Consider the following 17909-nt stretch of genomic DNA (forward strand, 5'->3'; position numbering starts at 1 on the left):
CCCATGCAACGTTCCATTGCCACTGTTTCCTTGAGCGGCACCCTGCCGGAGAAGCTCGAAGCCATCGCCGCTGCCGGGTTCGACGGGGTGGAGATCTTCGAGAACGACCTGTTGTATTACGACGGCAGCCCGCGGGAAGTTAGGCAGATGTGCGCCGACCTGGGCATTGCCATCACCTTGTTCCAGCCGTTCCGCGACTTTGAAGGATGCCGCCGCGACCGCCTGGCGCGCAACCTGGAGCGCGCCGAACGCAAATTCGATTTGATGCAGGAGCTGGGCACCGACCTGGTGCTGGTGTGCAGCAATGCTTCGGCAGATTGCGTGGGCGATGAACGCATTTTGCTCGATGACCTCAGCTTGCTGGCCGAGCACGCCGGTCGCCGTGGTTTGCGTATCGGCTATGAAGCGCTGGCCTGGGGCAAACATGTGAACACCTGGCAGCAGGTGTGGAACCTGGTGCGCCAGGTCGATCATCCAAACCTGGGCGTGTTGCTCGACAGCTTCCACACGCTGTCGCTCAAGGGCGATCCTAGCGGCATCGCCGACATTCCCGGCGACAAGATCTTCTTTGTGCAAATGGCCGACGCGCCGGTCCTGGCCATGGATGTGCTCGAGTGGAGCCGGCATTTCCGCTGTTTCCCGGGGCAGGGCGAATTTGACCTGGCAGGTTTTCTCGCGCCGATCATCAAAAGTGGCTACACCGGGCCGTTGTCCCTGGAGATTTTCAACGACGGTTTCCGCGCCGCACCCACCCGCGCGAATGCGGCGGATGGCTTGCGTTCGCTGCTGTACCTGGAAGAGAAAACCCGTGAACGCCTCAAGCAGGAGGCGCCGGCTCAGCCCGTCGAGATTCTGTTTGATACCCCGGCAGCCAGCGAATACAACGGCATCGAATTCCTCGAGTTTGCCGTGGACGAAAGCCTCGGCGCCAAGCTGACCCACTGGCTGGAGCGCCTGGGGTTCGTCAAGGCGGGCCAGCACCGCTCCAAGAGCGTGAGCCTGCTGCGTCAGGGTGATATCAACCTGATCCTCAACTGTGAACCCTATTCGTTTGCCCACAACTTTTTCGAAGCCCACGGCCCGTCGTTGTGCGCCACGGCGATTCGGGTCAAGGACAGCGCCAAGGCGCTGGAGCGGGCCGTGGCCTACAAAGGCCAGCCGTATCGCGGGCTGGTCGGGCCTAACGAGCTGGAGCTGGCGGCGGTACGTGCGCCAGATGGCAGCCTGATTTATCTGGTCGACCCTGCCGAGGGTGCGCTGTACGACACCGACTTCAACTTGCAGGCGGCAACGGCGTCCAGCGGCGGTTTGCTGCGTATCGACCATATGGCCATGGCCTTGCCGGCCGACAGCCTCGACAGTTGGGTGCTGTTCTACAAGAGCCTGCTGGATTTTGAAGCCGATGACGAAGTGGTGCTGCCCGACCCTTATGGCCTGGTGAAAAGCCGAGCGTTGCGCAGCCGTTGCAGCTCGATCCGCTTGCCGCTGAATATTTCCGAGAACCGCAACACGGCAATTTCCCACGCGCTGTCGAGTTATCGTGGTTCGGGCGTGCACCACATTGCTTTTGACTGCGCGGATATTTTCGCAGAGGTCAGTCGCGCCAAAGCGGCCGGCGTGCCGTTACTGGATATCCCGCTCAACTACTACGACGACCTGGCCGCACGGTTTGATTTCGACGATGAGTTCCTCAGCGAACTGGCGTACTACAACGTGTTGTACGACCGTGACGCCCAGGGCGGTGAGTTGTTTCATGTGTACACCGAGGCTTTTGAGGGGCGGTTTTTCTTCGAGATTATCCAGCGCAAAAACGGCTATGCCGGGTATGGCGCGGCCAACGTGGCGGTGCGCCTGGCGGCGATGGCCAAATCGCGCAGCGGCGCGGCACGTCAGGCGCGTTTATAACGGCCGGGCCAGGTGCTTCCTTCGGGAAGCGCCTCGGCCCATAATCGCCGCCTGCACAACAAAAATGGCCGTGAGCGCACCATGACCCTGACCCCCGACCTCTCCGCCGTGCCAGACACACCGCGCAAGAGTCGCAAGAACAACCCGGAAAAGACCCGCGAAAACATCCTGCAGGAAGCCATCGTCGAGTTTGTTCAGCAGGGCCTGTCCGGCGCGCGCGTGGATGCGATCGCCGAGCGTATCCACACCTCCAAACGCATGATCTATTACTACTTCGGCAGCAAGGAGCAGTTGTACGTCGAGGTGCTGGAAAAACTCTACGGCGATATCCGCAACACCGAAACCCGCATGAACCTCACGGCCCTGGAGCCGCGTGAGGCGATCCGTCGTCTGGTGGAATTCACCTTTGATCACCACGACCAGAACGTGGATTTCGTGCGCATCGTCAGCATCGAAAATATTCACAACGCGGAATACGTGAAGCGCTCGGATTCGATCAAGGCGATGAACAGCAACATCCTCGAAGCACTGGGCGCCACATTGCGGCGGGGTGCCGAGATGGGGGTGTTTCGCGAAGGGCTGGAGCCGCTGGATGTGCACCTGCTGATCAACTCATTCAGCTTTTACCGGGTGTCCAACCGCCATACGTTCAGTGAGATTTTTCAGATCGAGCTGTCGGACGAAGCGATTAAACAGCGGCATCGGGAGATGATTTGTGAGTCGGTGATGCGGTACTTGCAGGCTTGAATTCACTCGATTCCCAATCTGGAATGCAACCAGTGTGGGAGCTGGCTTGTTGTGGCGAGGGAGCTTGCTCCCGCTGACTGCGCAGCAGTCTCCGGCTTTTTTGGGGGCGCTTCGCACCCCAGCGCAAGCAAGCTTGCTCGCCACAACAAGCCAGCTCCCACATTTTTTGATTCAGTTTCGGCAGTCAGCTATTCATATTCTGAAAGTGCGCCAGCATTCGCTGCGCATCCGGCGTTTGGCCACTGAACAACTCAAACGCCTTCACCGCCTGAAACACCGCCATATTGCCGCCGTCCAGCGTTCGGCAACCCAGGGCGCGGGCGTTGCGCAGCAGTTCGGTTTCCAGCGGGAAATACACGATTTCCGCGACCCACAATTGGGCTCGCAACAGCGCAGGCGGTACCGGCGTGCCGGGCAGCTTGGCCATGCCCATGGGCGTGGTGTTCACCAAGCCATCCGCTTCGGCCATGGCGTTTTCCAGGTGGTTACCGACCTGGGCGCGACCGGCACCAAAGCGTTGCGCAAGGTTATCCACCAGGTCGCGGGCGCGGGCCATGTCCACGTCAAAAATACTCAAGTGCTGCACGCCTTCGGCCAACAAGGCATGGGCCACAGCTGCGCCCGCACCGCCGGCGCCCATCTGTACGACTCGCTCGCGCGCGACGTCATGCAAGTTGCGCCGGAAACCTTCGGCAAACCCCAGGCAATCCGTGTTGTGGCCAATGCGCTTGCCGTCCTTGAACACCACGGTGTTGACGGCGCCAATGCCTCGTGCCTCGTCAGACAATTCATCGAGCAATGCCAGCACTGCCTGCTTGCATGGGTAGGTAATGTTCAAGCCGGTAAAACGCATCAATTCAGCGGCGTCCAGCAGGTCGGGCAGGGCGTTGATGTTCAGTTGCAGCGCGTCCAGATCGATCAACTGATACAGGTAGCGCAAGCCTTGGGCGTCGCCTTCCTGTTCATGCAGGGCGGGCGTGCGGGAGGCTTGGATGCCGGCGCCGATCAGGCCGGCGAGGATGCGCGGTTTCATCGGGCGGATCCTTTGAGGGTGTGGCTGAAGTGTTCCAGCGCCAGGTGATAACCATGACTGCCGAAGCCTGCGAGCACCGCCTTGGCAATGGGCGACACAAACGAGTGATGCCTGAACGCCTCGCGCGCATGCACGTTGGATAAATGCACTTCGATCACTGGCACTTCACTGGCCACCAGTGCGTCGCGAATCGCTACGGAGGTGTGGGTCCAGGCCGCCGGGTTGATCACGATACCGGCGCAACGGGCGCGGGCACCGTGGATCCAGTCGAGCAGTTCACCTTCGTGGTTGGTCTGGCGAAATTCGATTTTCAACCCCAGGTTTTCCGCGCTGCGACCGCACAGTGCGGCGATGTCGGCCAGGGTTTCATGCCCGTAGGTAGCAGGCTCGCGGGTGCCGAGCAGGTTGAGGTTGGGGCCGTTGAGCACCAGCACGATGGGCGGCATAAAGGTCTCTCCACACTTATTATTGGTTGTGCGGATAAAATGTACTGGATGGTTAATTTGGTCAATTGAAGGCGGCTGATGTGTTCGATTATCGAACGCTTATTCTGAGGCATACCGGCACAGCATCAGATTAGATATCAATTGAAAATCAACCTCGACGCCGGACTGGGCGAGCGCACGGCATGCGTATTTGCTGGCGCGGATTCAGTTGAAGTATTACGCGGGGTTGCTGAGCGAGCAGGACTTGCGGGCGTTGGCAGGGTATTCCCAACCCTCGGCATGAGTGGTTACAACCCCGCATTCGCGGGGTTGTTCGTCGTTACTAATCTGTGAAACAGCTTCGCAAGGATGGAGCCGGTTGTCGGGTGCCACGGAAAAATTGTTACCTGACGGAAAATAACCTAACGGATGGGTTACGATGAAAGTAGGTGCTTACAAGGGATATGTGATTTCAGTGCTTCTGCGGGATGAACACTGCCCGCCCCACGTTCATGTCAGGGGCAAGGCATGGGATGCGCGTTTTCGTTTCAGCTTCCTGGATGGGGATGTGGAGTTGTGGGATGTAGAGCCGGATCGCAGGCGGCCGCCTACTGCGCTCTTGAAGGAATTACGCGAGGCGATCATGCAGCGGCACTACCTGGCGCGTGCACGCCGGATCTGGTGGGAGAAACTGCAAACGGTTTGCCTGGAGAACCATTCCTGGGATTGGGACGCTGGTGAATTGGTTCAAGGGTTGGTTATTCGACGTGGTGTCTATGTCATCGCAAGCGCCCGGCACGATGTCGTAGAGCAAAGAACAATTTTGAATCTGGTCAGAGCGCCAGATTGCGTGGGGATTAATTTATGAAAATCGTAAAAGCCAAAGTCGTACCCTATAAGCCGCTCACTGACGCCGATGTCGACAAGGCCATCGCCCGTGGGCGCAAGCTCAAACGTCTGTACGCCAATGCCAGCAATGTGCGCTATGAACACGAGTGCATTTCCATCGGTTTCAGCGACGGCAGCCGCGTCATGTTGCCTGTAGCCGGGTTGCCGGAGTTCGAAGGGTTTTCCCTGGAGGACTTTCAGCAACTGGAGGTCGGCTTTGGCGGCAAGGCGCTGTGCTGTGAGGCGCAGGATCTGGACGTTTCGATCACCGGGCTCATCGCCACCAGCCAGCCCTTGATGGACCTGGCGACAAGCCTGGTAGCGTCGCGCAACGGTCGCAAGAGCAGCGCCGCCAAAACCGCCGCCGCTCGAGCCAATGGCAAGAAGGGCGGTCGGCCACGCAAGGAGCCGTTGGATAACGGTGATTCAACAGATGCATGAAAACCCAGTGTGGGAGCTGGCTTGCCTGCGATAGCGGTGTATCAGTTGACCGATGCAGGGCAGGCCTACCGCCATCGCAGGCAAGCCAGCTCCCACAGTTTACCGCCGGGTCAATAACACCCCGGATTCCATATGGTGCGTCCATGGGAACTGGTCAAACATCGCACACTGGGTAATCCGATGCGTGTCATGCAGTTGCGCAATGTTCGCCGCCAACGTCTCCGGGTTGCAGGAGATGTACAGGATGTTGTCGAAGCGACGGGTCAGTTCGCAGGTGTCCGGGTCCATGCCGGCGCGCGGTGGGTCGACGAAGACGCTACCGAATTCGTAGCTCTTCAGGTCGATGCCGTGCAGACGGCGAAACGGTCGAACCTCGTTGAGCGCCTCGGTGAGCTCTTCGGCAGACAGGCGCACCAGCGTGACGTTATCCACTGTATTTTCATCGAGGTTGCTTAAGGCAGCATTCACCGAGGTCTTGCTGATTTCGGTGGCCAGTACCTTACGCACGCGGGTCGCCAGTGGCAGGGTGAAGTTGCCGTTGCCGCAGTACAACTCCAGTAAATCATCCGGGCGATCGCCCAGGGCTTCATAGGCCCAGTTGAGCATCTTCTGGTTCACGGTGCCGTTGGGCTGGGTGAACGCGCCCTCGGGTTGACGGTAGCTGAAGGTGCGCCCGCCGACGTCGAGTTTTTCCACCACGTAGTCGTGGCCGATCACATCGCGCTTGCCCTTGGAGCGGCCGATGATGCTGACATTCAAGTCCGCCGCCAGCTTGTTCGCAGCCGTGTGCCAATGTTCGTCCAGCGGGCGGTGATAGCACAGGGTAATCATCGCGTCGCCGGCCAGTGTGGTCAGGAACTCCACCTGGAACAGCTTGTGGCTGAGGGCCGCGCTGGCTTGCCAGGCGGCTTTGAGTTGCGGCATCAGCTGGTTGATGCGCTGGCTTGCGATGGGGAACTCTTCGATCAGGATCGGCGTGCGCTTGTCGTCCTGGGAGAACATTGCGTAGTGGCGCTCACCGCCCTCGCGCCACAGGCGGAACTCCGCGCGCAGGCGGAAGTTCTGCAGCGGCGAATCGAAGACCTGCGGTTCGGGGGCGTCGAACGGTGCCAACAGGTCACGCAGGCGCGTGACCTTGTCTTGCAGTTGAACGGTGTAGCTTGCGGCGTCAAAAGTCATGCGTTGAACCAGCCCAGCTTGATCACAAACAGAATCGACAGGATCACCAGTGCCGGGTTCAGCTCACGGTAGCGGCCCGAAAGCAGCTTGATGGCGGTCCAGGCGATGAAACCGAAGGCGATGCCGTTGGCAATGGAGTAAGTGAAAGGCATCGCCAGGGCGGTGACCACCACGGGCGCTGCAACGGTAATGTCATCCCAGTCGATTTCGGCCAGGCCCTGGGTCATCAGCACGGCCACGAACAGCAGCGCCGGCGCGGTGGCAAACGCTGGAACACTGGCGGCCAGTGGCGAGAAGAACAGCGCCAGCAGGAACAGGATGGCGACCACGATGGCGGTCAAACCGGTACGGCCACCGGCACTCACACCCGCAGCCGACTCGATGTAGCTGGTGGTGGTCGACGTACCCAGCAGCGAACCGGCCATGGCGGCGGTACTGTCGGCGATCAGTGCACGGCCCATTTTCGGCATGTGGCCGTCTTTGCCCATCAGGCCGGCGCGCTTGGCCACGCCGATCAGGGTGCCAGAGTTGTCGAACAGGTCAACGAACAAGAAGGCGAAGATCACGCTGACCAGGCCGATATCCAGCGCACCTTTGATATCCAGTTGCAGGAAGGTCGGGGCCAGGGACGGTGGCATCGAGGTTACGCCGCCGAACGGGGTGAACCCCATCGCGATAGACACGATGGTCACCGCCAGGATGCCGATCAGCACCGCACCGCGCACCGCCAGGGCTTCCAGCGCCACGATCAGCGCGAAACCCAAGGTAGCGAGGATCGGCGCCGGTTGTTTCAGGTCGCCCAGGCCGACCATGGTGGCCGGGTTGCTGACCACGATGCCGGCGTTGTGCAGGGCGATCAGTGCCAGGAACAGGCCGATACCGGCGGCAATCGCCGAGCGCAGCGGCAGCGGGATGCTGTTGATGATCCACTCACGGATGCGGAAGATCGACAGCAGGAAGAACAACACCGCCGAAATGAATACCGCGCCCAACGCGACTTGCCAGGTGTGGCCCATGTGCAGGACCACGGTGTAGGTGAAGAAGGCGTTGAGGCCCATGCCCGGTGCCAGCGCGATCGGGTAGTTGGCGATCAGGCCCATCACGGTCGAACCGATGGCGGCGGCCAGGCAGGTGGCGACAAACACCGCGCCCTTGTCCATGCCGGTCTCGCCGAGGATGCTCGGGTTCACGAACAGAATGTAGGCCATGGCCAGAAAGGTCGTGATACCCGCGAGAATCTCGGTGCGCACGTTGGTGTTGTGTGCTTTGAGTTGAAACAGCTTTTCCAGCATGCCGGCTCCCTGTGACGCTATTTTGCGTCGTTATTTGTTGACCTCTAAGTCAAAGCACAAACTGCGCCAAGCGCCTGTGGTTTCAGAGAGGATCGGAAAAAGCGGCGCATGATACCAGCAGCCGACGCGATGTGGCGGATAGGCTGCGTATTCTCGAATCTGGCCTTGAGGCATACTGCGCCGACGTTAAATACAGGGTCGTTCTCAGCATGAAAAAAGCCAACGCCAGCAGTCTAGCTCTGTTCGCCGCAATCGGCCTGGGGCTTGTGGCACCGGTGTGGGGCGCGGCTGCACCGCCGTTGAGCGAGGTGCGGGTGTTCAAGGTCGAGTCGGCGCGTTGCACGGAAACCATCCCCACAGATGTGACGACCACCCAGATGTGTACTCATCGTGGGCCGACCAAGGTCTCGGTGATGGAGGTCGGCCTGGGCAAAAGCCCGATGGGGCGCTTCAATGGCGCCGAATTGAATGGGCAACGCACGCCGGTCTGTCAGGTGGGCAACATCAGCGAAGTCTGTAACGGCGCAGGCACTGTGATGGGCTACATCTATGTATTTGACTTGAATGTCCAGGCCCAAGGCTGGTTTGAATTCAGCAATATCTCGATCAATGGCCCGCAAAATACGTTGAAGCTCTTGTTCAACATCCTCTGATCAATCCCCTTGAACGCTCACTACCTCGGGAAGTCGTAGCCCTTAGACGGCGACTTTCCTGAACGCCGCGGATGTGCACCAACCCGTGAGGTGTTTATGAGCGCGACCCCCAATGGCGCGACGACCAAACCGTTCGTCAGCCACCCGATACGCCTGACCCTGAATGGCCAAGACCGCCAGCTGCAGGTGTTGCCCTGGACCACCTTGCTGGACCTGCTGCGCGAACAGCTGGATCTGGTGGGTAGCAAAAAAGGCTGCGACCACGGCCAGTGCGGCGCCTGCACGGTGTTGCGCGATGGCAAACGCATCAACGCCTGCCTGACCCTGGCGGTGATGTGCGACGGTGCCGAGGTGACCACCATCGAAGGCCTGGCCGACGGCGACCAGTTGCACCCGATGCAGCAGGCTTTTATCCAGCGTGACGCGTTCCAGTGCGGCTACTGCACGCCGGGGCAGATTTGCTCCGCCGTCGGCCTGGCCAATGAAGGCCGCGCCCACAACACCGCGCAAATTCAGGAACTGATGAGCGGCAACCTGTGCCGCTGCGGGGCCTACAGCAATATTCGCGATGCCATTGAAGACGTTGTGCTGGGAGGTGACCAATGAACCCCTTCCAGTACAGCAAGCTGGCCGATGTGCAGGAAGCCGTGCACCTGAGCAGCGCGACGTCGCGGTTTATCGCCGGCGGCACCAACCTGTTGGACCTGATGAAAGAAAACATCAGCCGCCCCGAACACCTGATCGACATTACTGGCTTGGCGCTGCATGGCGTAGAAGCGACTGCCGACGGCGGGGTGATGATCGGCGCGTTGGTCAGCAATGCCGACCTGGCCTGGCACCCGCTGATCGAGACACGCTACCCATTGCTGTCCCAGGCCATTCTGGCGGGCGCCTCGCCGCAACTGCGCAATATGGCCAGTACCGGCGGTAACTTGTTGCAACGTACCCGTTGCTACTATTTCTACGATGCCAGCGTGCCATGCAACAAGCGTGAACCCGGCAGCGGCTGCCCGGCGCGCACCGGGTTGAACCGCATTCATGCGATCCTCGGTGCCAGCGAACATTGTGTGGCTACCCATCCCTCGGATATGTGCGTCGCCCTCGCAGCGCTGCAGGCGCGGGTGCATGTAGAAGGGCGTGGCGGCGCGCGGGTGATCGAGTTTGCCGACTTTCATCGATTGCCCGGCGATACGCCTGAGCGCGACAATCTGCTGGCCGACGATGAGCTGATCACCGCCATCGAACTGCCGCCTGATCATCTCGCCAGCCATAGCCACTACCTGAAGATTCGTGACCGTGCGTCCTACGCCTTCGCGCTGGTCTCCGTTGCCGCCGCGCTGGAGCTTGCGGGCGACACCATCGTCGATGCGCGCCTGGCCCTTGGCGGTGTGGCCCACAAACCTTGGCGCGATCGCGCGGTGGAAGCCGCGCTGATCGGGCAAGCGGTCAGCCGCGAAACCTTCAGCCAGGCCGCTGACGCCTTGCTGCAAGACGCTGAACCCTTGGAACACAACAGCTTCAAAATCAAGCTGGCACGCCGCGCAATCATCCGTGCCCTGAGCGACGCCGCTGTCGCAGGAGAACGCTCATGACCGCCGTCGGCAAACCCCTGGACCGCGTTGACGGTCTGCTCAAGGTCACCGGCCAGGCGCGTTATGCCGGTGAGTTTCCAGGCAACGACCTGCTGCATGGCAGTGTCGTCTCAAGCACGATTGCCAAGGGCCGGGTAATCAGGATCGACGCGTCCAAAGCCCTGGCGCTGCCGGGCGTGGTCTGGGTGCTTGATCATCTGAACCGGCCCAAACTCGCCAGCTACGATGAGGCTTTCGCCGATGCCGATGCAGCCGACGGCTCGCCGTTTCGCCCGCTGTATAACGACCGCGTGCTTTATAACGGCCAACCCCTGGCCCTGGTGATCGCCGACAACCTTGAGCTGGCGCGACACGCTGCCTCGCTGGTCGAGATCGAATACGCGAGCGAGGCTTTTGCCACTGACCTCGCGGCCCTGCAGGAACAGGCGCACCCATCGCCGCAAACGCCGCCCAAGCCACGCGGTAACTTCCAGGCCGAGTGGGCTGCTGCCGCTGTCAGCCTGGATATGCACTACAGCACGCCCATCGAGCACCACAACCCGATGGAACCCCACGCCAGCACCGTGCTGTATCAGCCGGACGGCACCCTGCATATCCACGACAAGACCCAAGGCCCGCAGAACTGCCAGGCGTATGTGCAAAAAGTCTTCGGCCTGGATAAAAGCCAGGTAAGGATCTTCGCTGCGTTCGTCGGCGGTGCCTTTGGCTCGGGCCTGCGCCCGCAGTATCAACTGCCTCTGTCGGTGATGGCAGCGCTGGCGCTCAAGCGTTCGGTGCGCGTCACCCTGACCCGGCAACAGATGTTCACGTTCGGCTACCGCCCGCGCACCCTGCAGCGTTTGCAACTGGGCGCTGCTGCCAATGGCCGCCTGTTGGCGTTGGGCCACACAGCGATTGGCCAGACCTCGCGTTTCGAGGATTTCAGCGAACATGTGGTGGAGTGGAGCGGCATGCTCTACCACTGCGACAACGTGCAATTGACCTACAAACTGGTTCCCCTGGACGTGTCCACGCCGATGGACATGCGCGCGCCGGGCGCCGCGCTGGGCGTGATCGGCCTGGAATGTGCGATGGATGAACTGGCCTGCGCCCTGGGGATGGACCCTGTGCAACTGCGCCTGATCAACTACGCCGAGCGCAACCAGAACGAAGACAAACCCTGGTCGAGCAAAGCCCTGCGCGAGTGTTACCGCGAAGGTGCCGAGCGCTTCGGCTGGAGCCAGCGCAACCCCGAGCCGCGCAGCATGCGTGATGGCAACCAGTTGATCGGTTGGGGTATGGCCGGTGGTGTATGGGAGGCCCTGCAGATGAAGGCCAGCGCCAAGGCGCAGTTGGATGCCCAAGGCCAATTGACCGTCAGCAGCGCCACCACCGATATCGGCACGGGCACGTATACGGTAATGACGCAGATTGCCGCGCAAACCAGCGGTGTGGCGATGGCCGATGTGCGTTTTCTGCTCGGCGATTCGTCGTTACCCACGGCGCCGTTGCAGGGCGGCTCGTTTACCGTGTCGTCTGTCGGCACTGCCGTGCAGCAGGCCTGCGAAGCGCTGAACGCCAAGCTGCTGGCGGTTGCCCGGCAGACTTACCCGGTGTTCAAAGAGGCTGAATCGGTGCGCTTTGAAGACGGCCAGTTGCACACCGGTGATGTGAGTGTGTCCTTGGCACAACTGGTCAAGGACAGTGGCGAAGAAGTGCTCGCTGTTCAGGTTGACAGCCAACCGGACAAAAAGCGTGAAGGCTATGCGACGGCGACCCATTCGGCAGTGTTTGTCGAAGTTCAGGTCGATGAAGACCTGGGCACGATCAAGGTGCGTCGAGTGGTCAGCGCCATTGCCGCCGGGCGGGTAGTCAACCCGAAAATGGCCCGCAGCCAGATACTCGGCGGCGTGGTCTGGGGCATCGGCATGGCACTGCATGAAGAAACCCAGGTCGACCATCAACTGGGGCGCTACATGAACCACAGCCTGGCCGAGTACCACATCCCGGTGAATGCCGATATCGGCGACATAGAGGTGATTTTTGTCGACGAACACGACGAAATCGTCAACGCCCTGGGCTCCAAGGGTGTGGGCGAAATCGGTATTGTCGGGGTGGCGGCAGCGGTGGCGAATGCGATCTACCATGCCACTGGCAAGCGGGTGCGGGAGTTTCCTGTCACGTTGGATAAGGTGCTGTAACCCGGTCTTCGAACCACAGAAGATCAAAATGTGGGAGCTGGCTTGCCTGCGATAGCTATCTGTCAGCCAATCATATGTTGGCTGAGACACCGCCATCGCAGGCAAGCCAGCTCCCACATTGCCTGTTTTTCAACCGGCTTATAGCTTGGCTTCCTCCACCGGCACATGCATCCGATCGCGGTTGGCCAGGGTCGGAAACAGCTTTATCCACACCCCCGTCACCAACAGCGTACCAATCCCGCCCATGACCACGGCGGGCACGGTGCCGAACCAGTGGGCGGTAATCCCCGATTCAAATTCGCCCAGTTGATTGGATGCGCCAATAAACAGACCGTTGACCGCACTGACCCGCCCGCGCATTTCATCCGGGGTCTCCAACTGCACGAACGAAGCGCGGATCACCATGCTGATCATGTCCGCCGCGCCCAGCACCACCAGTACCGCCAGGGAGAACCAGAACGACGTCGACAGGCCGAACGCAATGGTTGCCACGCCAAACACACCGACGGCGGTAAACATCACGCGCCCGACATGCCGGTCTACCGAGAACCTCGCCAGCCACAGCGACATCAACAACGCGCCCACCGCTGGCGCCGAACGTAACAGACCCAGGCCCCAGGCGCCGGTCAGCAGGATGTCCTTGGCGAACACCGGCAGCAACGCTGTGGCGCCGCCCAGCAGTACGGCAAACAGGTCCAGCGAAATGGCGCCGAGAATGTCCGGGCGGCTGCGAATAAAGCGGATCCCGGCCAGCAGCGAATCCATCGTGGCCTTGGCTTTATTGATCGGTGTCTGGCGCGCGGGCAGGTTGAGGGTCAGCCCGCAGGCGATCAGGTACAGCACCACGGTTGGGCCATACACCCACACGCTGCCAAACGCATAGAGCAAGCCGCCCAACGCTGGCGCGACGATGGTGGCCAGTTGCTGCGCCGATTGCGACGAGGCCACGGCACGCGGGAACAGCGCGCTCGGCACGATGCTCGGCAGCAGCGCCTGGGTGGTGGGCATCTCAAACGAGCGTGCGGCGCCGAGCAGGAACGCGAGGATAAAGATCATCTCGCGGGTCACATTGCCGGTCAGGCCGCCGATGGCCAGGGACAAGGCAATCAATGCCTGCACGGTCTGGCAGATGGCGGCGACTTTGCGCCGCTCATAGCGATCGGCCACGTGGCCTGTGTGCAACATGAACAGAACGCGCGGAATGAACTCCACCAGGCCTACCAGGCCCAGGTCCAGCACATTGCCAGTCAGTTGATAGAGGTTCCAGCCGATGGCCACGGTAAGCATCTGGAAACCGCTGGCGGTAAAGATCCGGGCCAGCCAGAACGCGATGAAAGGGCGGTGGTGGCGCAACAGCAATGCGGGTTCACTGGGCATCGGGAAGTCAGGTCTGGAGCAGAGGGTGCAGGCAGATTAGCATCAAGCTGTAACAAATAGTTGCAAGAACTGAGCTGAGACAACCTGTCACGCGTCAATGAACCACACGGCTTTCGTCCGAAAATGGGACTACTCTTTGAGCAATGCTTGATCCAGATCAAAACCGGCCCCGGGATTGATCTGGCGGCCGCAAGGCCAGGATCCCTACGTGATGGGTAAAAAAAGAAACGAATTGAAATTCGCCACACTCCATATCCGTGGGGGCAGTGGGTGCAGGCTCCCGCCAGCAGCCGGTATTACCTGACAGAGGAAGACTTATGTTCGGTTTGGAGGCGCTAGATCTCGCCCGAATTCAATTCGCGTTCACCATCTCGTTTCACATCCTGTTCCCGGCGATCACCATCGGCCTGGCCAGTTATCTTGCGGTGCTGGAAGGCTTGTGGCTCAAGACTCACAACGACACCTACCGTGACCTCTACCATTTCTGGTCGAAGATCTTTGCCGTCAACTTCGGCATGGGGGTGGTTTCGGGCTTGGTCATGGCTTACCAGTTTGGTACCAACTGGAGCCGTTTCTCGGACTTCGCCGGCGCCGTCACCGGACCGCTTCTGACCTACGAAGTGCTCACGGCCTTCTTCCTTGAGGCGGGTTTCCTCGGGGTGATGCTGTTCGGCTGGAACAAAGTGGGGCGCAAGCTGCACTTCTTTGCCACGGTGATGGTGGCCGTCGGTACGCTGATCTCGACCTTCTGGATTCTGGCCTCCAACAGCTGGATGCAGACACCACAAGGCTTTGAAATCATCGACGGCCGTGTGATTCCCACCGACTGGCTGGCGGTGATCTTCAACCCCTCGTTCCCCTATCGCCTGATGCACATGGCCACGGCAGCCTTTGTGGCCACGGCGTTCTTCGTCGGCTCTTCGGCGGCCTGGCACTTGTTGCGCGGCAAGGACAACCCGGCGATCCGCACCATGCTGTCGATGGCGATGTGGATGGCCCTGATTGTGGCGCCTATCCAGGCGGTGATCGGTGACTTCCATGGCCTCAACACCTTGAAGCACCAACCGGCGAAAATTGCCGCGATTGAAGGCCACTGGGAAAATATCGGCAATGAGCCGACGCCGCTGATCCTGTTCGGCTGGCCCGACATGAAGGCCGAGAAAACCAAATACGCGGTCGAAATTCCGTACCTCGGCAGCCTGATCCTGACCCACTCCCTGGACAAGCAGGTGCCGGCGCTCAAGGAGTTCCCGCCTGAAGATCGCCCCAATTCGACCATTGTGTTCTGGTCGTTCCGGGTCATGGTCGGCCTGGGCTTCCTGATGATCTTCACCGGTCTGTTCAGCCTGTGGCTGCGCCGGGGCGACAAGATGTACACGTCCAAGCCGTTCCTGTACCTGGCGTTGTGGATGGGCCCGTCCGGCCTGATCGCGATTCTTGCCGGTTGGTTTACCACCGAAATCGGCCGACAGCCGTGGGTGGTCTACGGGTTGATGCGCACGGCGGATGCTTCCTCCGGGCATAGCCTGGCGCAGATGACCATCACGCTGGTGCTGTTTGTGGTGGTGTACTTCGCGCTGTTCGGCGCCGGGTTGGGCTACATGATGCGCCTGGTGCGCAAAGGCCCGCAGACCCACGAGGGCAGCGAGCCAACCCATGGTGGCCCTGGCCAGAAACGTACACCGGCCCGTCCGTTGTCCGCCGCCGATGATGGCAGCGACGACGACCACACCCACATCCAGCACAAGGGGAATTGAGATGGGTATTGATCTTCCGCTGATCTGGGCCGTGATCATCATCTTCGGCATCATGATGTACGTGGTGATGGACGGTTTCGACCTGGGCATCGGCATCCTCTTTCCGTTTATCCCCGGCAAAGTCGACCGCGATGTGATGATGAACACCGTCGCGCCGGTATGGGACGGCAACGAAACCTGGCTGGTACTCGGCGGCGCGGCGCTGTTCGGCGCGTTCCCGCTGGCCTATTCGGTGGTGTTGTCGGCGTTGTACCTGCCACTGATCCTGATGCTGATCGGGCTGATCTTCCGGGGCGTGGCCTTCGAGTTCCGCTTCAAGGCCAAGGACGACAAGCGTCACCTCTGGGACAAGGCGTTTATCGGTGGCTCCATCGCCGCGACGTTCTTCCAGGGGGTGGCACTGGGGGCGTTTATCGATGGCATTCCGGTGGTGAATCGCCAGTTTGCCGGCGGCTCGCTGGATTGGCTTACGCCATTCACCCTGTTCTGTGGCGTTGCATTGGTGGTCGCCTATGCCTTGCTCGGCTGCACCTGGCTGATCATGAAAACCGAAGGCAAGTTGCAGGAGCAGATGCACAACCTGGCGCGGCCATTGGCGTTTGTGGTGCTGGCAGTGATCGGTATCGTCAGTGTGTGGACGCCGCTGGCGCATCCGGAAATCGCTTCACGCTGGTTCACCCTGCCGAACCTGTTCTGGTTCCTGCCGGTGCCGATTCTGGTGCTGGTGACCATGTACGGGTTGATCCGCGCCGTGGCGCGTAATGCCCACTACACGCCGTTCCTGCTGACGCTGGTGCTGATCTTCCTCGGCTACAGCGGCTTGGGCATCAGCCTGTGGCCGAACATCATTCCGCCTTCCGTGTCGATCTGGGACGCCGCTGCTCCACCGCAGAGCCAGGGCTTCATGCTGGTGGGCACGTTGTTCATCATCCCGTTTATCCTGGGCTACACCTTCTGGAGCTACTACGTGTTCCGCGGCAAGGTCACCCACGAAGACGGCTACCACTAGGAGGGTCGTTGTATGTCCGGCAAACCTTCGTTACACGAGATTGAACAGGCCGAGAAACAGCCGTTATGGCGGCGCCTGGGGTGGCTGGCGATGATCTGGACCGGCAGCGTGCTGGCCCTGTTCGTCGTGGCCAGCCTGATGCGCATGTTCATGAATGCCGCCGGCCTGACCACTCACTGATATCCCGATCCGGGCTTTGCGGCCCGGTTTTCCAGCCCTCGCTACGAGGGCTTTTTTATTTGCGGGCTTTGAGAATGACGAACTTCGGCGTGGCGGCTACTTGTTCAACGCCACGGAACAAACGCGCCAATTTGCTGTGATAACCCAGGTGGCGGTTGCCGACGATATAAAGGGCACCGCCCACTACCAGGGCTTCGCGCGCCTGCTGGAACATGCGCCAGGCCAGTAAGTCGCCGACCACCTGCTGCTGGTGGAACGGCGGGTTACACAGCACCACGTCCAGTGACTGGGCTTCCTGGCCGGCGAGGCCATCGGCGGCGCGTACGCTTACATCGCGCGTACCGAAGGCAGCCTGCCAGTTTTCGACCGCCGACTGCACGGCCATGTAGGACTCATCCACCAGGGTGTACTGCGCGTCGGGGTTTTGCAGGGCACTGGCGATCGCCAACACGCCGTTTCCGCAGCCCAGGTCCGCCACGCGGGCGCTGCCGAGATTGTTTGGCAGGTGCGGGAGGAAGGCACGGGTGCCGATGTCCAGGCCTTCGCGGCAGAACACGTTGGCGTGGTTCAACAGCTCGATGGCCGGTGCGTCCAGGGTGTAGCGGGTAGGGTAGGGCGAGACGGCGGCCGGGCGGGCGTCCACCGTGGCGATCAGCAAACGGGCTTTTTTCAGGGCAAGGGACGCGTGCATCGGGCCGATATAGCGCTCCAGCAACTCGCCCGCCGCCCGTGGCAGGTGCTTGACCATCGCGCCGGCAATCACCTGGGCGCCTGGCGCCAGTTGCCCTTGCAGGCGGATCAACTGCTCCTCCAAAAGGGCCAGGGTCTTTGGCACGCGGATCAGCACGCGGTCGAACGGCCCGGTCGGGACCTGGCTGGCGGGGACGAATGCTACGGCATCAAAAGCTTTGCCATTGCGCACCAGGTTTTTCTCCAGACCCTGGGCTGCCAGAAACGAGTCACCGCTGGACGTCACGTGCACCCGGCCTTCGAGGCTGGCCGCCAAGGCGCCGAAGCTGTCGTTGAGCACCAGCACGCAGGTAGCGGCGCCGGGCTGCTGCTCGGCCAGGTAGCTGAGCAGGTACTCATCGGCAGCATCAAAGGCCTGCAACGGGTCATTGTGTTGCTCAGGCTGGCGAATCAGGTCGAGCTGGGCGAAGGGGCTGTCAAGCAGGGGCATGGCGGGGAAGCTCTGGGTCATCGATGGGGCGGCAGCGGGCATGGGCAACCGGCGCAACCATCTGAGTGAAC

The 17909-nt window shown here is 60.9% G+C and carries 17 protein-coding genes; 11 read left to right on the top strand and 6 right to left on the bottom strand.

Annotation, left to right across the window (positions count from 1 at the left end):
- Positions 1-3 precede the first annotated feature (3 nt).
- Both quiC and AB4P96_RS05970 read left to right on the top strand, forming a co-directional pair.
- Complete coding sequence (gene quiC, locus AB4P96_RS05965; protein ID WP_099547608.1) at positions 4-1905, top strand: 3-dehydroshikimate dehydratase QuiC; 1902 nt, start codon at positions 4-6, stop codon at positions 1903-1905.
- Positions 1906-1986: 81 nt separating this feature from the next.
- A complete protein-coding gene (locus AB4P96_RS05970) occupies positions 1987-2652 on the top strand; it encodes a TetR/AcrR family transcriptional regulator (protein ID WP_026013861.1) in 666 nt (221 codons plus the stop codon).
- Between the two features lie 184 nt (positions 2653-2836).
- Here AB4P96_RS05970 and AB4P96_RS05975 read toward each other — a convergent pair whose 3' ends face one another.
- Both AB4P96_RS05975 and aroQ read right to left on the bottom strand, forming a co-directional pair.
- Positions 2837-3685, bottom strand: coding sequence for a shikimate dehydrogenase (locus AB4P96_RS05975; RefSeq protein ID WP_395600605.1), 849 nt, complete (start codon positions 3683-3685; stop codon positions 2837-2839).
- The gene (gene aroQ / locus AB4P96_RS05980) at positions 3682-4131 is read right to left on the bottom strand and encodes a type II 3-dehydroquinate dehydratase (RefSeq protein ID WP_017139328.1); all 450 of its coding nucleotides are present in this window, start codon (positions 4129-4131) and stop codon (positions 3682-3684) included. Before aroQ ends, AB4P96_RS05975 begins: the two co-directional genes overlap by 4 nt.
- A 418-nt stretch (positions 4132-4549) precedes the next feature.
- Here aroQ and AB4P96_RS05985 point away from each other — a divergent pair, with 418 nt between their 5' ends.
- Both AB4P96_RS05985 and AB4P96_RS05990 read left to right on the top strand, forming a co-directional pair.
- Positions 4550-4978, top strand: coding sequence for a DUF4160 domain-containing protein (locus AB4P96_RS05985; protein ID WP_099547610.1), 429 nt, complete (start codon positions 4550-4552; stop codon positions 4976-4978).
- Positions 4975-5439 carry a DUF2442 domain-containing protein gene (locus AB4P96_RS05990; protein ID WP_017139325.1) on the top strand — a complete coding sequence of 155 codons (465 nt, stop codon included), beginning with the start codon at positions 4975-4977 and terminating at the stop codon, positions 5437-5439. The genes AB4P96_RS05985 and AB4P96_RS05990 overlap by 4 nt, the downstream gene beginning before the upstream one ends.
- Before the next feature lie 99 nt (positions 5440-5538).
- On the opposite strand, the gene trmA is transcribed toward AB4P96_RS05990, so the two are convergent.
- Positions 5539-6618 (bottom strand): tRNA (uridine(54)-C5)-methyltransferase TrmA, encoded by a 1080-nt coding sequence (gene trmA, locus AB4P96_RS05995; RefSeq protein ID WP_017139324.1) that lies wholly within the window; start codon positions 6616-6618, stop codon positions 5539-5541.
- Complete coding sequence (locus tag AB4P96_RS06000) at positions 6615-7910, bottom strand: NCS2 family permease (RefSeq protein WP_017139323.1); 1296 nt, start codon at positions 7908-7910, stop codon at positions 6615-6617. The genes trmA and AB4P96_RS06000 overlap by 4 nt, the downstream gene beginning before the upstream one ends.
- Positions 7911-8119: 209 nt before the next feature.
- On the opposite strand from AB4P96_RS06000, the gene AB4P96_RS06005 reads away from it, so the two are divergent.
- From AB4P96_RS06005 to AB4P96_RS06020, 4 genes are all read left to right on the top strand, one after another.
- A complete protein-coding gene (locus AB4P96_RS06005; RefSeq protein WP_017139322.1) occupies positions 8120-8563 on the top strand; it encodes a DUF4879 domain-containing protein in 444 nt (147 codons plus the stop codon).
- A 96-nt stretch (positions 8564-8659) separates the two neighbouring features.
- Positions 8660-9169, top strand: coding sequence for a (2Fe-2S)-binding protein (locus AB4P96_RS06010; protein ID WP_017139321.1), 510 nt, complete (start codon positions 8660-8662; stop codon positions 9167-9169).
- Entirely contained in the window at positions 9166-10155 is a 990-nt protein-coding gene (locus AB4P96_RS06015) for an FAD binding domain-containing protein (RefSeq protein ID WP_395600606.1), read from the top strand. Before AB4P96_RS06010 ends, AB4P96_RS06015 begins: the two co-directional genes overlap by 4 nt.
- Positions 10152-12335, top strand: coding sequence for a xanthine dehydrogenase family protein molybdopterin-binding subunit (locus tag AB4P96_RS06020; RefSeq protein ID WP_395600607.1), 2184 nt, complete (start codon positions 10152-10154; stop codon positions 12333-12335). Before AB4P96_RS06015 ends, AB4P96_RS06020 begins: the two co-directional genes overlap by 4 nt.
- Before the next feature lie 138 nt (positions 12336-12473).
- On the opposite strand, the gene AB4P96_RS06025 is transcribed toward AB4P96_RS06020, so the two are convergent.
- Positions 12474-13712, bottom strand: a complete 1239-nt coding sequence (locus tag AB4P96_RS06025; protein ID WP_170038098.1) for an MFS transporter — start codon at positions 13710-13712, stop codon at positions 12474-12476.
- Positions 13713-14029: 317 nt separating this feature from the next.
- On the opposite strand from AB4P96_RS06025, the gene AB4P96_RS06030 reads away from it, so the two are divergent.
- The 3 genes from AB4P96_RS06030 to AB4P96_RS06040 are packed head-to-tail and all read left to right on the top strand — an operon-like array spanning position 14030 to position 16658.
- The gene (locus tag AB4P96_RS06030; RefSeq protein WP_017139317.1) at positions 14030-15469 is read left to right on the top strand and encodes a cytochrome ubiquinol oxidase subunit I; all 1440 of its coding nucleotides are present in this window, start codon (positions 14030-14032) and stop codon (positions 15467-15469) included.
- Position 15470: 1 nt separating this feature from the next.
- On the top strand, positions 15471-16478 hold the full coding sequence (gene cydB, locus AB4P96_RS06035; protein WP_138453261.1) for a cytochrome d ubiquinol oxidase subunit II: 1008 nt from the start codon (positions 15471-15473) through the stop codon (positions 16476-16478).
- Positions 16479-16490: 12 nt separating this feature from the next.
- Positions 16491-16658, top strand: a complete 168-nt coding sequence (locus tag AB4P96_RS06040) for a DUF2474 domain-containing protein (RefSeq protein ID WP_010206690.1) — start codon at positions 16491-16493, stop codon at positions 16656-16658.
- 55 nt (positions 16659-16713) lie between these two features.
- Here the strand turns inward: AB4P96_RS06040 and AB4P96_RS06045 are convergent, their stop codons facing one another.
- The gene (locus tag AB4P96_RS06045) at positions 16714-17838 is read right to left on the bottom strand and encodes a methyltransferase (protein ID WP_177033972.1); all 1125 of its coding nucleotides are present in this window, start codon (positions 17836-17838) and stop codon (positions 16714-16716) included.
- Positions 17839-17909 lie beyond the last annotated feature (71 nt).

This window comes from Pseudomonas sp. B19125 (genome assembly GCF_044218855.1).
Taxonomy (GTDB): domain Bacteria; phylum Pseudomonadota; class Gammaproteobacteria; order Pseudomonadales; family Pseudomonadaceae; genus Aquipseudomonas; species Aquipseudomonas edaphica.

What these genes read in the sequence shown, in the direction of transcription:
- AB4P96_RS06000 (WP_017139323.1), bottom strand. Translation starts at nt 7,910, where the DNA reads ATGCTGGAAAAGCTGTTTCAACTCAAAGCACACAACACCAACGTGCGC.
- aroQ (WP_017139328.1), bottom strand. Translation starts at nt 4,131, where the DNA reads ATGCCGCCCATCGTGCTGGTGCTCAACGGCCCCAACCTCAACCTGCTC.
- AB4P96_RS05990 (WP_017139325.1), top strand. Translation starts at nt 4,975, where the DNA reads ATGAAAATCGTAAAAGCCAAAGTCGTACCCTATAAGCCGCTCACTGAC.
- AB4P96_RS05975 (WP_395600605.1), bottom strand. Translation starts at nt 3,685, where the DNA reads ATGAAACCGCGCATCCTCGCCGGCCTGATCGGCGCCGGCATCCAAGCC.
- quiC (WP_099547608.1), top strand. Translation starts at nt 4, where the DNA reads ATGCAACGTTCCATTGCCACTGTTTCCTTGAGCGGCACCCTGCCGGAG.
- AB4P96_RS06040 (WP_010206690.1), top strand. Translation starts at nt 16,491, where the DNA reads ATGTCCGGCAAACCTTCGTTACACGAGATTGAACAGGCCGAGAAACAG.
- AB4P96_RS05985 (WP_099547610.1), top strand. Translation starts at nt 4,550, where the DNA reads ATGAAAGTAGGTGCTTACAAGGGATATGTGATTTCAGTGCTTCTGCGG.
- AB4P96_RS06045 (WP_177033972.1), bottom strand. Translation starts at nt 17,838, where the DNA reads ATGCCCCTGCTTGACAGCCCCTTCGCCCAGCTCGACCTGATTCGCCAG.
- AB4P96_RS05970 (WP_026013861.1), top strand. Translation starts at nt 1,987, where the DNA reads ATGACCCTGACCCCCGACCTCTCCGCCGTGCCAGACACACCGCGCAAG.
- trmA (WP_017139324.1), bottom strand. Translation starts at nt 6,618, where the DNA reads ATGACTTTTGACGCCGCAAGCTACACCGTTCAACTGCAAGACAAGGTC.
- AB4P96_RS06005 (WP_017139322.1), top strand. Translation starts at nt 8,120, where the DNA reads ATGAAAAAAGCCAACGCCAGCAGTCTAGCTCTGTTCGCCGCAATCGGC.
- AB4P96_RS06030 (WP_017139317.1), top strand. Translation starts at nt 14,030, where the DNA reads ATGTTCGGTTTGGAGGCGCTAGATCTCGCCCGAATTCAATTCGCGTTC.
- AB4P96_RS06020 (WP_395600607.1), top strand. Translation starts at nt 10,152, where the DNA reads ATGACCGCCGTCGGCAAACCCCTGGACCGCGTTGACGGTCTGCTCAAG.
- AB4P96_RS06015 (WP_395600606.1), top strand. Translation starts at nt 9,166, where the DNA reads ATGAACCCCTTCCAGTACAGCAAGCTGGCCGATGTGCAGGAAGCCGTG.
- AB4P96_RS06025 (WP_170038098.1), bottom strand. Translation starts at nt 13,712, where the DNA reads ATGCCCAGTGAACCCGCATTGCTGTTGCGCCACCACCGCCCTTTCATC.
- cydB (WP_138453261.1), top strand. Translation starts at nt 15,471, where the DNA reads ATGGGTATTGATCTTCCGCTGATCTGGGCCGTGATCATCATCTTCGGC.
- AB4P96_RS06010 (WP_017139321.1), top strand. Translation starts at nt 8,660, where the DNA reads ATGAGCGCGACCCCCAATGGCGCGACGACCAAACCGTTCGTCAGCCAC.